This is a genomic window from Nocardioides albidus (assembly GCF_006335005.1).
Lineage (GTDB): Bacteria > Actinomycetota > Actinomycetes > Propionibacteriales > Nocardioidaceae > Nocardioides > Nocardioides albidus.
In genome coordinates this window covers 98,200-111,418 of sequence record NZ_VDMP01000017.1, presented here as the reverse complement: position 1 = coordinate 111,418, position 13,219 = coordinate 98,200, and the positions used below count along the sequence as shown (strand labels likewise).

The window sequence follows — 13,219 nt, the reverse complement described above, 5'->3', positions numbered from 1 at the left end:
AGGCCGTCACTTCAAGAAGTCGGGCACGTCCAGGTCGTCGCCGTCGTCGAACTGCATCGGCGCCGGGGTGGTGCGGGCACCGACCGGCTGCGGCTCGGCGGGGGACGCGGGCTGCTGCTGGGGGGCGGCCTCGCGGGCAGGAGCCTGCGGGGCCGACGCCGCGGCACTCGGGGTGCTGCTCGACCGGGCGGGGGCCCGGGTCGCCGGGGCCTGCTGCTGCGGGCGCCGGACGGCGCTCTCGTCACGGCGCTTGGGCAGACCGCCGTCGAAGCCGGCGGCGATGACGGTCACCCGGACCTCGTCGCCGAGAGCGTCGTCGATGATCGTGCCGAAGATGATGTTGGCCTCGGCGTGCACCGCGTCGGCCACCATCGCGGCCGCCTCGTTGATCTCGAAGATGCCGAGGTCGGAGCCGCCCGCGATCGAAAGCAGGACGCCGTGGGCGCCGTCGATGGACGCCTCGAGCAGCGGGCTGCTGATCGCCATCTCGGCGGCGGCGAGCGCGCGGTCCTCGCCGCGGGCCGAGCCGATGCCCATCAGCGCGGAGCCGGCGTTGCTCATGACCGCCTTGACGTCGGCGAAGTCGACGTTGATCAGGCCCGGGGTGGTGATCAGGTCGGTGATGCCGGACACGCCCTGGAGCAGCACCTGGTCGGCCTGCTTGAACGCGTCGAGCATCGACACGTTGCGGTCGGAGATCTGCAGCAGGCGGTCGTTGGGGATCACGATGAGGGTGTCGACCTCCTCGCGGAGCCGCTCGATGCCCTCGTCGGCGGACTTCTTGCGGCGGGCGCCCTCGAAGGTGAACGGACGGGTCACCACACCGATGGTCAGCGCGCCGAGCGAGCGGGCGATCCGGGCCACGACGGGCGCGCCGCCGGTGCCGGTGCCGCCGCCCTCGCCCGCGGTCACGAAGACCATGTCGGCACCCTTGAGCACCTCCTCGATCTCCTCGGCGTGGTCCTCGGCGGCCTTGCCGCCCACGTCGGGGTTCGCGCCCGCGCCGAGCCCGCGGGTCAGCTCGCGACCGATGTCGAGCTTCACGTCGGCGTCGCTCATCAGCAGCGCCTGGGCGTCGGTGTTGATGGCGATGAACTCGACGCCCTTGAGGCCGACCTCGATCATCCGGTTGACGGCGTTGACCCCGCCGCCACCGATGCCGACGACCTTGATGATGGCCAGGTAGTTCTGTGCTGCTGCCACGGCGGCTCCACCTCTCCGGTGTTGCGATGCATTGAATGTGTCCGTTCACCGACGTCGGCGGCCGGACCGCTTCCCCGGGGCCGACCGGCGTGTCGTCACAACCCTTACCCTCAGCCTGAGGGTTATAGTTATGTCAACCTCGTCGTGGTCATGACAGTAGGTACGCCGCGGCGCGCGATCGCGCAGACACGCCGCGAGCCGCGGCGAGTTCCACCGATTCCGGACGGTCTCGTGCTCAGCGGGTCGTCGGGGCGCCCGGCACGGAGACGTCGTACACCTCGGCCTTGACGTTGAGCAGCTCGAGCAGGACCGCGGCCTTGTCGTCGGCCTGCTCCGCACTCCCCCAGCGGACGAGGCGCCCGTCACGCAGGTGGAGGTCGATCTCGTCGACGGTGCGGACCTCGACGAAGTCGACCAGCTCGGCGACCGCGGCGTCGAGGGCCACCACCACCGCGGCCCCCTCGGCGAGGGCGTCCTCGTCGGCGCCGGGGCCGACCTTGACCCGCGGCAGGCCGGCCGGGGCCTTGGCCAGCCGCCCGAAGGCGACACCGGAGGCGTCGAGGTTGGTCAGCCGGTCACCGCGGTCGAGGACGGCGACGGGCGTGCGCTCGACGATCTCGATCCGGATGTCGTGGGGCCAGGTCCGCGAGACGTCGACGGACTTCACCGTCGCCAGCGACTTCAGGCGCACCTCGATCCGGTGCAGATCGACGGTCGCGAGGGGACCGCCGAGCGGCACCTCGGCGGTCGCGAGGACCTGCCGCTCGGAGAGCTGGGCGTTGCCGACCACCTGGACGCCGTCGGCGCGCAGCCACGCCGAGAAGTAGATCGCGTAGACGCCGAACCCGACGGCGGCGACCAGCAGCACGACGGCCAGGACGTAGCGCCAGGTCAGCCACCGGCGGGCGCGCTGTCGGCGGGCGAAGGCCCGCTGCATCCGGTCCTGCGGACGTCGGAGCCCGCCCGTGCCCCGGCCCCTACCCCTCGCCATCGCCTCGCTCCGCGAGTGCGGCGAGCAGCGGAAGCGCGAGCGCGGTGACGTCGCCCGCGCCCAGCGTGAGGACCAGGTCACCGGGGCGAGCCAGCCCCGCCAGCACGGGTACGACGTCCGCGCGGTCCGGCACGAACCGGACCCGCTCGGGGGCCAGCGGCACGGAGCCCGCGACGAGGGCGCCGGTCACCGCGGGGTCGGGATCCTCGCGCGCGACGTAGACGTCCATGACGACGACCTCGTCGGCGGCTCCGAGCTCACGGCCCATCTGCTCGCCGAACAGGCGCGTGCGCGAGACCAGGTGCGGCTGGAAGCAGACGAGGAGGCGCTGGTCGACGCCGACCAGCGAGCGGGCGGCCTCGAGGTCGCCGCGGATCTCGCTGGGGTGGTGGGCGTAGGAGTCGTAGACGCGGATGGCACGCTCGGCCTCGCCGACCGACCCGACCAGCTCCATGCGGCGCTTGGCGCCCTGGTGCCGGGCGAGCCCGCGGATGATCGCGTCGGGGTCGAGGCCCAGCTCGATGCCGACGCCGAGGCCGAGGAGGGCGTCCTGGGCGTAGTGGCGACCGGGGACGGCGAGCTCGACCGTGCCGAGGTCGGCGCCGTCGCTCGAGACCCGGAACCGGGTGCCGCCACCCTCGATGACCAGGTCGTGGCCGCGCAGGCGGGCGTCGTCGGTGAAGCCGACGGTGCGCGTGGCGAGGTCGTCGCGGTCGGTGAGGACGACCGACGCGCGGCGGGCGAACTGCGCGAAGGCCGCCTCGTAGGCCTCCTCGGTCCCCCAGTGGTCGAGATGGTCGGCGTCGATGTTGGTGATCACGCCGATCGTCGGGGTGTAGACGAGGAAGGCGCCGTCGGACTCGTCGGCCTCGACGACGGCGATCCGCGAGGTCCCCAGGTGTGCGTTGGTGCCGAGGGCGGCGACCTCCGCGCCGATCGCGAAGGTCAGGTCCACCCCGGCCTCCCGCAGCGCCATCACGGTCATCGCCGTGGTGGTGGTCTTGCCGTGGGTCCCGGCGACGGCCACGACGTCCTTGTCGAGCAGCACCGACTGGAGCCCGGCCGAGCGTGGCCACACCCGCAGGCCCCTCTCGAGCGCGGCGACGATCTCGGGGTTGTCCTCGCGAGCGGCCGTCGTGGCGATGACCGTGTCGACGCCGTCCACGTGGCGCGCGTCGTGCCCGACGTGGACGGTGATGCCCTCCGAGCGGAGCGCGTCGACGACGGCGGACCCGTGGGCGTCGCTGCCGCTGACGACCACGCCGGCCTGGTGCATCAGCCGGGCGATGCCGGACAGGCCGGCTCCGCCGATGCCGACGAGATGCACGCGACCGAGTCGGTCGGCGGGCAGGATCTCATCAGGGACGGGGATCTTCACCGGGCCGCTCCGGCCGAGTCCTGGATGATCCGCGCCAGCCGGTCGTCGGCGTCGCGCGGCACGAGACCCGCCGCCGCGGCGCCCATCCGCGCCAGGCGGTCGGCGTCGGCGAGCAGCGCGGGCACCGTGTCGGCGACGTAGTCGGCGGTGAAGGAGGCGTCCTCCACCAGGAGCGCTCCCCCGGCCTCGACCACGGGGCGCGCGTTGAGCGCCTGCTCGCCGTTGCCGATCGGCAGCGGCACGAAGATCGCGGGCAGCCCGGTGGCCGCGGCCTCGACGACGCTGGACGCGCCGGAGCGGCACACCATCAGGTCGGCCGCGGCCAGCGCCAGGTCCATCCGCTCGACGAACGGCAGCACGACGTAGGGGACTCCCGCGGACGCCGGGGCGGTCCAGCTCGGGTCGCTCGCGCCGTTGGGCCCGACGACGTGGAGCACCTGCACGCCTGCCGAGGCAAGGGTCGGCGCGGCGCCGCTGACGGCCTGGTTGAGCCGCCGCGCACCCTGGGAGCCGCCGGTCACGACGACGGTCGGGAGGTCGGGGTCCAGCCCGAAGAAGGCCCGGGCCTCGGCGCGCAGGGCGGGGCGGTCCAGGGTCGAGATCATCCGACGGATCGGGAGACCGACGTACTCCGCCCTGCGCAGCGGGGTGTCGGGGAAGCTGACCGCGACCCGCCCGGCGATCCGGGCGCCCACCTTGTTGGCGATGCCGGGCAGCGCGTTCTGCTCGTGCACCACGAGCGGGATCCGGCGGCGGCGGGCGGCGACGTACGCCGGCATCGAGACGTAGCCGCCGTAGCCGACGATCACGTCGGGGCGGACCTCGTCGACGACCTCGAGCGCGGCCCGCACCGCACGGCGCAGCCGCACGGGCACCAGCGCCAGGTCCTTGCCGGGCCTGCGCGGCAGCGGCACGGGCGGGATCAGCCGCAGCGGGTAGCCGGCGGCGGGGACGACCTTGCTCTCCAGGCCACGGGGCGTGCCGAGGCAGGTGATCTCGGCGTCCGGGTCGAGACGGCGCAGCGCGTCCGCGGTCGCGAGCAGGGGCGAGGTGTGTCCCGCCGTGCCCCCGCCGGCCAGAAGAATCCTCACCCGGCAGAACCTACCCGCGGGCGCTGAGACCGGCCGAACGGGCCCGACGGCGCTGGGCGAGCGCGCGGGCGGCCGCGGGCTCGCGACGGGCGAAGCCGATGACCAGCCCGAGCGCGCTCAGCGTCGGCAGCAGGCTCGAGCCGCCGTAGGACACGAGGGGCAGCGGGATGCCGATGACCGGGAGCAGGGCGAGCACCATGCCGACGTTGATGATCATCTGGCCCAGCAGCCACACGACGATGCCGAAGGTGCAGTAGCGCACGAACGGCTGCTTGGTCTCGCGGGCGACGCGCACGGCGGCGTAGGCCAGGACGAGGAAGAGCCCGATCACCAGCAGCGTCCCGACGAGCCCGAGCTCCTCGCCGAGGACGGCGAAGATGAAGTCGGTGTGCGCCTCGGGCAGCTGTCCCCACTTCTGCTGGCTGGCGCCGATGCCCTCGCCGAGGACGCCGCCGCTGGCCATGGCGTAGAGACCGTGCGCCGGCTGCCAGCCGGTGCCGTGGTAGTCCTTGAACGGATCGGCGAAGGTCGCGATGCGCGCCAGGCGGGTCGGCGACGTCGCGGCCAGGCCGAGCGCCGCGACGCTCACCACGGCGAAGACCATGCCGAACAGCCGGCCCGGGGCGCCGACGACCCACAGCATGGCGACGAGCAGCGCGAAGAAGACGAGGGCGGTGCCGAGGTCCCTCCCGACCACGACGAGACCGGTCGCCAGCACCATCCCCGGCACCACCGGCACCAACATCTGGTGCAGGTTGCCGAGGCGGCGCTCCTTGTTGGCGTAGATGTGGCTGGCCCAGATGATCAGCGACAGCTTCGCGATCTCGGAGGGCTGGATCTGGATCGGCCCGAGCACCAGCCAGTTGGTGTTGCCGTTGACCTCGCGGCCGGCGAACGCGGTCACCACGAGCAGGACGAGGGAGACCGAGAACGCCGGGTAGGCGAGCCCGCGCACCCACCGCACCGACACGCGGGAGGCGATGAACGCGCAGGGAACGCCGATGAGCACCCACATCATCTGCCGGCGCACGATCGTGTAGGAGTCGCCGGTCTCGCGGTAGGCGCGCACGCTGGACGCGCTCAGCACCATGATCAGGCCGATCACCAGCAGCAGCGCCGTCGCGCCGAGGAGCAGGTAGTACGTCGTCAGGGGCCGCTCGAGGGCCTCCTTGAGGGCGCTGAGCCAGCCGGGGCGGCGGGTCCGGGCGCGGAGGACGCCGAGACGCAGTCGCATGGAGCCGACCGACTCGGGCCTGGTCCTCTCGGGGTTGGCGGTGGTGATGTCGGCCCCCCTCGCTCCTGCTCAGCCCGTGACGTGTTCCTGGACGGCCGCGGCGAAGGCGTCGCCTCGCGCGGCGTAGTCGGTGAACTGGTCCATCGAGGCACATCCCGGCGCCAGCAGCACGGTGTCGCCCGGCTGGGCGGCCTCGGCTGCTGCGGCGACGACGCGCCTCATCAGGTCGAGCTCTCCGATTGCACCAGTCTCGGTGGTCTCCACCTCGATCACCGGCACATCGGGTGCGTGTCGCGAAAGCGCGTCAGCGATGACGCCGCGGTCGCGTCCGATGAGGACGGCGGCGCGCAGGCGGGTCCCGACGGAGCGCACCAGGTCGTCGAAGGCGGCGCCCTTCGCGAGTCCGCCGGCGACCCACACGACCGGCTCGAAGGCGGCCAGCGAGGAGGCGGCGGCGTGCGGGTTGGTGGCCTTGGAGTCGTCGACCCAGGTGATCTCGTCGTGCTCGGCGACGACGGCGATCCGGTGACCGTCGGGGCGGAAGGCCCGCAGCCCGTCGCGGACGGCGGCCTGGCTGATGCCGTGCGCCCGCGCGAGCGCCGCGGCCGCGAGCGCGTTGGCCACGAAGTGCGGCGCCCTCGAGGCGAGGTCGTCGAGGGTGCACAGCTCGGCGGCGCTGGTGGAGCGCTCCTCGATGAAGGCCCGGTCGAGGAGGATGTCCTCGACCACGCCGAGCATGCCCACAGCGGGGGTGCCGAGGGTGAAGCCGATCGCACGGGCGCCCTCGACGACCTCGGCCTCGCGGACCAGTTCCTCGGTGCGCGGGTCGGCGACGTTGTAGACGCAGGCCCGCTGGACGCCCTGGTAGATCCGGCCCTTGTCACGGGCGTAGTCGTCCATGCCCGAGGGCCCGTCGTACCAGTCGAGGTGGTCCTCGGCGACGTTGAGCACGGCGGCGCTCTCCGCGGCCATCGTGTCGGTGTAGCGGAGCTGGAAGCTGGAGAGCTCGACGGCGATGACGTCGTACGGCTCGGGGTCCATGACGGCCTCGGTCAGCGGCAGGCCGACGTTGCCGGCCGCGACGCTGCGCAGGCCGGCGGCGCGCAGGATGCTGTCGAGCATCTGCACGGTCGTCGTCTTGCCGTTGGTGCCGGTGACGCACAGCCAGGGGGCCGGGCTCTGCGGGTCGCGCAGCCGCCAGGCGAGCTCGACCTCGCCCCAGACGGGGATCCCGCGCTCGCGCGCGGCCGCGATGATCGGGGCGTCGGGGCGGAAGCCGGGCGACACGACGAGGAGGTCGGCCTCCTCGGGCAGGGTCGCGGTCGCACCCTCGTGGACCTCGATCCGGGCGCCGAGCACCTCGAGCAGCTCGGCCCGCTCGAGGATCCGGGGGCTCACCGACTCGGCGACCGCGTGCACGGACGCGCCGAGGTGGAGCAGGTTGTCGACGGCCGCGGCGCCGCTGGTGCCGAACCCGGCGACGACGGCGCGCACGCCCTCCCAGGAGTCGGCGCGGCCCAACTGGTCGACATCGGTCGTCACAGGCGGGAGACCCATTCGGCGTAGAAGATGCCGAGACCGGTCGCGACGAAGAGGCCGGTGATGATCCAGAACCGGATCACGACCGTCACCTGCTCCCAGCCGAGCATCTCGAAGTGGTGGTGGATCGGAGCCATCCGGAAGATCCGGCGGCCCTTGGTGAGCTTGAAGAAGCCGACCTGCATCATCACCGAGACGGTCTCGAGGACGAAGAGACCGCCCAGGACGACGAGCAGCAGCTCGGTGCGGGTGAGGATCGCGAAGCCGGCCAGGGCGCTGCCGAGCGCGAGCGAGCCGGTGTCGCCCATGAAGATCTTGGCCGGCGAGGCGTTCCACCACAGGAAGCCGAAGCAGGCACCGGTGATGGCCGCGCCGATGATCGCCAGGTCCAGCGGGTCGCGCACGTTGTAGCAGGTGGCGCTGGGGTCCTCCTGGCAGAACTGGTTGTTCTGCCAGATGTTGACCAGGGTGTAGGCGCCGAAGACCATCACCGAGGCGCCGGCCGCGAGGCCGTCGAGCCCGTCGGTGAGGTTGACGGCGTTGCTGAAGCCGGCCACGAAGAGCCAGATCAGCAGGATCGCCAGGATCGTCGGCAGCACGAACCAGTCGAGCTCGCGCAGGAAGGAGACCTTCTCGCTGGCCGGCGTGCGGCCGTGCTCGTCCTCGAGCCACGACGACAGGGCGAGCCACCCGAAGACGAGCGCGATCACGGTCTGGCCGGCCATCTTGGCCTTGCTGCGCAGGCCGAGGCTGCGCTGCTTGGAGATCTTGATGAAGTCGTCGAGGAAGCCGACCAGGCCCATGCCGACGAACAGGAAGAGCAGCAGGAGCGCCGAGGCGCTCGGCGTGGTCAGGGTGATCAGCTTCGCCGCGAAGTAGCCGATGACAGCGGCCAGGATGATCACGACCCCGCCCATGGTGGGCGTGCCGCGCTTGGTGTGGTGGCTGGTCGGCCCGTCGTCGCGGATCTCCTGGCCGTAGCCCCACTGGGTGAACAGGTTGATGACCACCCGGGTGCCGAGCAGCGAGATGAGGAGGGCGATGCCACCCCCGAGCAGGATCGCTCTCACGCCGTCGTCTCCTCGGAGCTGTCCATCAAGATCGCCTCTGCCACCACTTCCAAGGCGGCGCCGCGCGACGCCTTGACGAGGACGACGTCCTCCCCCCCGGCATTCTGCCGCACCCAGGCCGTCGCTTCGTCCCGCCCCGCCGTGACGATCACCTCACCGGCGCCGGCGCGAGCGCCCTCGGCGATGGCGGCGGCGGCCCGACCGACCACGACGACCACGTCGACGCCGAGCCGCGCCGCGTCGACGCCGACCGCGCGGTGGCCCGCGTCGTGCTCGTCGCCGAGCTCCTTCATCTCCCCCAGGACCGCGACGGTACGGCGGCGGCGGGTGCCGTCGCCGCGCCCGATCGCGACCAGCGCCTCGAGCGCCGCCCGCACCGAGTCGGGGTTGGCGTTGTAGGCGTCGTTGACGACGACCAGTCCGTCCGCGCGCTCGGTGACCTCCATCCGCCACCGGGACGCGGCGGCCGCCTCCCCCAGGGCGCGCGACACGTCGGCGAGCCGGAAGCCGGCGGCGATCGCCATGGCCGCCGCGGCAGCGGCGTTGGCGACCTGGTGGAGGCCGGTCTGGAGCAGCCGGACGTCGTGCGCGTCGCCGTCCTGCTCGAGGACGAACTGCGGCCGGCCGAGCGGGTCGAGCCGCACGTCCCGCCACGAGAGAGTGCCGGACTCGCCGAAGGTCACCACCCGGGCGCGGGTGCGCGGGGCCATGGCGGCCACGAGCGGGTCGTCGGCGTTGAGGACCGCGGTCCCGTCGGTGGGCAGCGCCTCGACGAGCTCTCCCTTGGCCAGCGCGATCTGCTCGCGACCGCCGAACTCGCCGACGTGCGCGGTGCCGACGTTGAGGACCGCCGCGATCGACGGCGGCGCGATCTCGCACAGGTAGGAGATGTGCCCGATCCCCCGGGCGCCCATCTCGACCACCAGGAAGCGGGTGCCGGTGTCGGCCCTCAGCACCGTGAGCGGCACGCCGAGCTCGTTGTTGTTGTTGGCGGCGGTCGCCACGACCGCGGACTCGCCGGCGAGGGTGCGCAGGACGGCGGCGAGGTAGTCCTTGGTGCCGGTCTTGCCCTGCGAGCCGGTGACCGCCAGCACGGTCGTGTCGAGCCGGTCGAGCACGTGGCGGGCCAGTCGGCCCAGCGCGGCGACCGGGTCGGCGACCACGACCGTCGGGGCGGTCGTCGGGCGGCTGCCGAGCACGGCGTGGGCGCCGTCGGCGTAGTCGTGTCCGTCGACCCGCTCCCCCACGACCGCGACGAAGAGCCCGTCGGCGAGCGGGGTCCGGCTGTCGACGTACGCGGGGGCCGAGACGGTGACGTCCTCGCCGTGGAGGGCGCCGCCGACGATCTCGGCGATGGCCGAGAGCTGGAGCGGGATCACCGCTCGCCGTCCGGCGCCGCGGCGAGCAGTTCGCGGACGACCTCGCGGTCGTCGAACGGGTGCACCACGCCGGCGATCTCCTGGCCGGACTCGTGGCCCTTCCCGGCGACGAGGACGACGTCGCCGGGGCCGGCCGAGCGCAGGGCGGCGGCGATCGCCTCCCGGCGATCGCCGATCTCGACGACCTCGGCGCCGGCTCCGGCGGTGCGCGCGCCCTCCAGCACGGCGGCGCGGATGGCGGCCGGGTCCTCGGAGCGCGGGTTGTCGTCGGTGACGACGACCAGATCGGCCAGCTCGGCGGCGATCGCGCCCATCACGGGTCGCTTGCCACGATCGCGGTCACCCCCAGCGCCGATCACGACGATCAGCCTGCCACGGGTGACCGGGCGCAGGGTTCGCAGCACGGCGTCGACCGCGTCGGGCTTGTGGGCGTAGTCGACCACGACGGTCAGGTCGCGGTCGGTCTCGATCCGCTCGAGTCGGCCCGGTACGCCGCCCGAGCGGGCGATCCCGTCGGCCACCTGCTGCGGGTCGAAGCCGGCCTCGGCGGCCGCGGCGACGGCGGCCAACGCGTTGGCGACGTTGAACCCGCCCGCGAGCGGGACGGCGGCGCTCACCGTCAGGCCCCCGGGGCCGTGGACGGTGAAGCGCGAGCCGTCGGGGCGCTGGTCGACCGAGGACACGGTCCAGTCGGCGTCGAGCCCCACCGCGTAGGTGCGCACCGGGATCGGCGCCAGGTCCACGAGGCGGCGACCGTGCTCGTCGTCGACGCAGACGAGTCCGAGCCTCGCGTGCTCGGGGGTGAACAGCGTCGCCTTGGCCGCGAAGTAGTCCTCGACGTCGGCGTGGAAGTCGAGATGGTCGCGGCCGAGGTTGGTGAAGACGGCGACGTCGAAGACCACGCCGTCGACGCGGCCCATCACCAGGGCGTGGCTGGAGACCTCCATCGCGCAGGCGGTGACGTCGAGCTCGCGCATCCGCGCGAAGAGGCCGTGCAGGTCGGGCGCCTCCGGCGTCGTCAGCGCCGTCCTGACCTCCTCACCGGCGATCCGGGTGCCGACGGTGCCGACGACGGCGCTGCGCACGCCCGCCGCCAGCAGGCCACTGTCGAGCAGGCGGGTCACGGTGGTCTTGCCCTGGGTCCCGGTCACGCCGACGGTGCGCAGGGCGGCGGCCGGATGGCCGTAGACGAGGGCGGCGACGGCACCGAGGACCTGGCGCGGGTCGTCCACCACGAGCACCGGCAGGCCCGATCGGGAGGCCTCGGCGGCACCGGCCGGGTCGGTGAGGACGGCTGCCGCACCGGCCGCGGCTGCCTGCTCGGTGAACGCGGAGCCGTGCGCGCGGGAGCCCGGCAGGGCGGCGTACAGGTCTCCGGACTGCACGCGCCGCGAGTCGAGCGTGACACCGCGCAGACGGACCTCCGGGTCGACGTCGCCCAGACCCAGCGCCCGGGCGACGTCGTCGAGAGGCGTCAGGGGCGGGTGGGCGGGTCGGGTGGCGGGGCCGCTCACCACTCGACCGGCGTCTGGTTGGGCTGTGCGCCGGTGGGCGCGACGCCGTAGCGGCGCAGGGTGTGGCTCATCAGCTTGGCGAACGCCGGACCCGCGACGCTGCCACCGCCGCTGCCCTCCCGCGGGCTGTGCACGACGACGTAGATGGTGAACCGCGGCTCGTCAGCGGGGGCGAAGCCGGCGAAGGACACGGTGAGGCTGCCGTCGTAGCCGCCGTTCTCGCCGACCCGCTGGGCGGTGCCGGTCTTGCCGGCGACGCGGTAGCCGGGGACCGCGGCCCGCGGGGCCACGCCCGCCTCCGGGTCGACCACCCGCTCCATCATCAGCATCGTCTCGTGGGCGGCGTCCTTGCTGATCACCCGGCGGCTGGTCGCGACATCGGTGCCGACCTCCGTGCCGTCATCGGCGCGGGCGCGCCCCTTGACGAGACTCGGGTCGACTCGCACGCCGCCGTTGGCGATGGTGTTGACGGCGGCGATCATCTGGACGGCGTTGACCGAGAGGGACTGGCCGAAGGCGATGCGGTCGCCGACCTGCGAGGTCCAGGCGGCGCCCTGGGGAAGGATGCCGCGGGTCTCGCCGCCGAGGCCGACGCCGGTGCGGGCGCCCAGGCCGAACCGGGTCAGGTAGTTGCGCAGCTGGCCGGGCCGGAACTGGTCGGCGGCGAGCACGGTGCCGACGTTGGACGACTTGGCGAGGATGCCTGCGAGGGTGAGCTTGAGGGTGCCGTGGTCCCAGTAGTCGCCGATCGGGCGGTCCTGGCGGTGCAACTGCCCGGGCACCTTGAAGTGCTGCTCCTTGTAGGCCAGCCCGGCGTCGACCAGCGAGCTGATCGTCAGGACCTTCTCGACCGAGCCCGGCTCGTAGACGTCGGTGAGGGCCGAGGACTTGTAGAGCTCCTTCGGGTAGCTGCTCGGGTCGGCGGCGTCGTACGTCGGATAGTCGGCCAGGGCCAGGAGATCCCCGGCCCGGCTGTCCATGATCAGCGCCATGCCGGACTTGCCGCCGGACTTCTGCACCGTCTGCTGCAGGACCCGCTGCGCGTAGTACTGCAGGTCGCGGTCGATGGTCAGGGTGACGTTCTTGCCGTCGACGGCCGGGGTGACGGTGTTGTCGCCGAGCGGGATCTGGTTGCCGGCGCCGACCTCGTAGCGGGCCTCGCCGTCCTTGCCGGAGAGGTAGGTGTCGAAGGAGTCCTCGAGCCCGGCGAGGCCGATGATCGCCGCGTCCTCGCCCTTCTTGCCGTTCTCGGCGAGGAAGCCGACGAGATTGGCCGCCACGGTGTGGTTGGGGTAGATCCGCAGCGGGTCGCGCTCGGTCATCAGCCCGGCGAACGGACGTCCCTTGTCGTCCTCGAACTGCTCCTGGATCTCGGCGACGACCTTCTCCGCCTTGCTCGCGGGGACCTGGCGGGCGATGTACTGGAACCGGCTGCCCTCGACGCGCAGCCGGCGCAGGGTCTCGAAGTAGTCGACGCCGAGCCGCGCGGAGAGGATCGTGGCGAGCTGCGGGGCGACCGGCGCCGTCACCTTCGGGTCGGCCACGACCATCCGGCCGTCGACCGTCTCGGCCATCGGCTCGCCGTTGCGGTCGAGGATCTCGCCACGGGTCGCGGGCAGCGCGACCACGCGCTGTCCCTCGGCAGCCGCCATCTTGGCGTAGGAGCGCGGGTCGACCCCCTGCAGCTGCACCAGACGCGCGGCGAACACCGACAGCACCATGGCGATGAAGACGAACCCGACCTGCATGCGACGGTGGGGTGAGCCCCGCCGGACCTCGCCGGGACGGCGCCGCGGACGGGGGACGGATCGGCTCACGCG

10 protein-coding genes are annotated in these 13,219 nt (G+C 73.1%); all 10 read right to left on the bottom strand.

Annotation, left to right across the window (positions count from 1 at the left end; genetic code table 11):
- Positions 1-6: 6 nt before the first annotated feature.
- Positions 7-1,203 carry a cell division protein FtsZ gene (gene ftsZ, locus FHP29_RS04845; protein WP_139621719.1) on the bottom strand — a complete coding sequence of 399 codons (1,197 nt, stop codon included), beginning with the start codon at positions 1,201-1,203 and terminating at the stop codon, positions 7-9.
- Positions 1,204-1,438: 235 nt separating this feature from the next.
- Complete coding sequence (locus tag FHP29_RS04840; RefSeq protein ID WP_240044315.1) at positions 1,439-2,140, bottom strand: cell division protein FtsQ/DivIB; 702 nt, start codon at positions 2,138-2,140, stop codon at positions 1,439-1,441.
- A gap of 40 nt (positions 2,141-2,180) precedes the next feature.
- Positions 2,181-3,572: a UDP-N-acetylmuramate--L-alanine ligase gene (murC, locus tag FHP29_RS04835; RefSeq protein WP_139621717.1), complete on the bottom strand. Its 1,392-nt coding sequence runs from the start codon at positions 3,570-3,572 to the stop codon at positions 2,181-2,183.
- Positions 3,569-4,663 carry an undecaprenyldiphospho-muramoylpentapeptide beta-N-acetylglucosaminyltransferase gene (gene murG / locus FHP29_RS04830; RefSeq protein ID WP_139621716.1) on the bottom strand — a complete coding sequence of 365 codons (1,095 nt, stop codon included), beginning with the start codon at positions 4,661-4,663 and terminating at the stop codon, positions 3,569-3,571. Before murG ends, murC begins: the two co-directional genes overlap by 4 nt.
- A gap of 10 nt (positions 4,664-4,673) precedes the next feature.
- The gene (ftsW, locus tag FHP29_RS04825; protein ID WP_139621715.1) at positions 4,674-5,897 is read right to left on the bottom strand and encodes a putative lipid II flippase FtsW; all 1,224 of its coding nucleotides are present in this window, start codon (positions 5,895-5,897) and stop codon (positions 4,674-4,676) included.
- A 69-nt stretch (positions 5,898-5,966) separates the two neighbouring features.
- The gene (gene murD, locus FHP29_RS04820) at positions 5,967-7,454 is read right to left on the bottom strand and encodes a UDP-N-acetylmuramoyl-L-alanine--D-glutamate ligase (RefSeq protein ID WP_139621714.1); all 1,488 of its coding nucleotides are present in this window, start codon (positions 7,452-7,454) and stop codon (positions 5,967-5,969) included.
- Positions 7,436-8,506: a phospho-N-acetylmuramoyl-pentapeptide-transferase gene (gene mraY, locus FHP29_RS04815; RefSeq protein WP_139621713.1), complete on the bottom strand. Its 1,071-nt coding sequence runs from the start codon at positions 8,504-8,506 to the stop codon at positions 7,436-7,438. The genes murD and mraY overlap by 19 nt, the downstream gene beginning before the upstream one ends.
- Entirely contained in the window at positions 8,503-9,885 is a 1,383-nt protein-coding gene (locus FHP29_RS04810; RefSeq protein WP_139621712.1) for a UDP-N-acetylmuramoyl-tripeptide--D-alanyl-D-alanine ligase, read from the bottom strand. Before FHP29_RS04810 ends, mraY begins: the two co-directional genes overlap by 4 nt.
- Positions 9,882-11,399 (bottom strand): UDP-N-acetylmuramoyl-L-alanyl-D-glutamate--2,6-diaminopimelate ligase, encoded by a 1,518-nt coding sequence (locus tag FHP29_RS04805; RefSeq protein WP_139621711.1) that lies wholly within the window; start codon positions 11,397-11,399, stop codon positions 9,882-9,884. The genes FHP29_RS04810 and FHP29_RS04805 overlap by 4 nt, the downstream gene beginning before the upstream one ends.
- Positions 11,396-13,216, bottom strand: coding sequence for a peptidoglycan D,D-transpeptidase FtsI family protein (locus tag FHP29_RS04800; protein WP_240044314.1), 1,821 nt, complete (start codon positions 13,214-13,216; stop codon positions 11,396-11,398). Before FHP29_RS04800 ends, FHP29_RS04805 begins: the two co-directional genes overlap by 4 nt.
- Between the last annotated feature and the right edge of the window lie 3 nt (positions 13,217-13,219).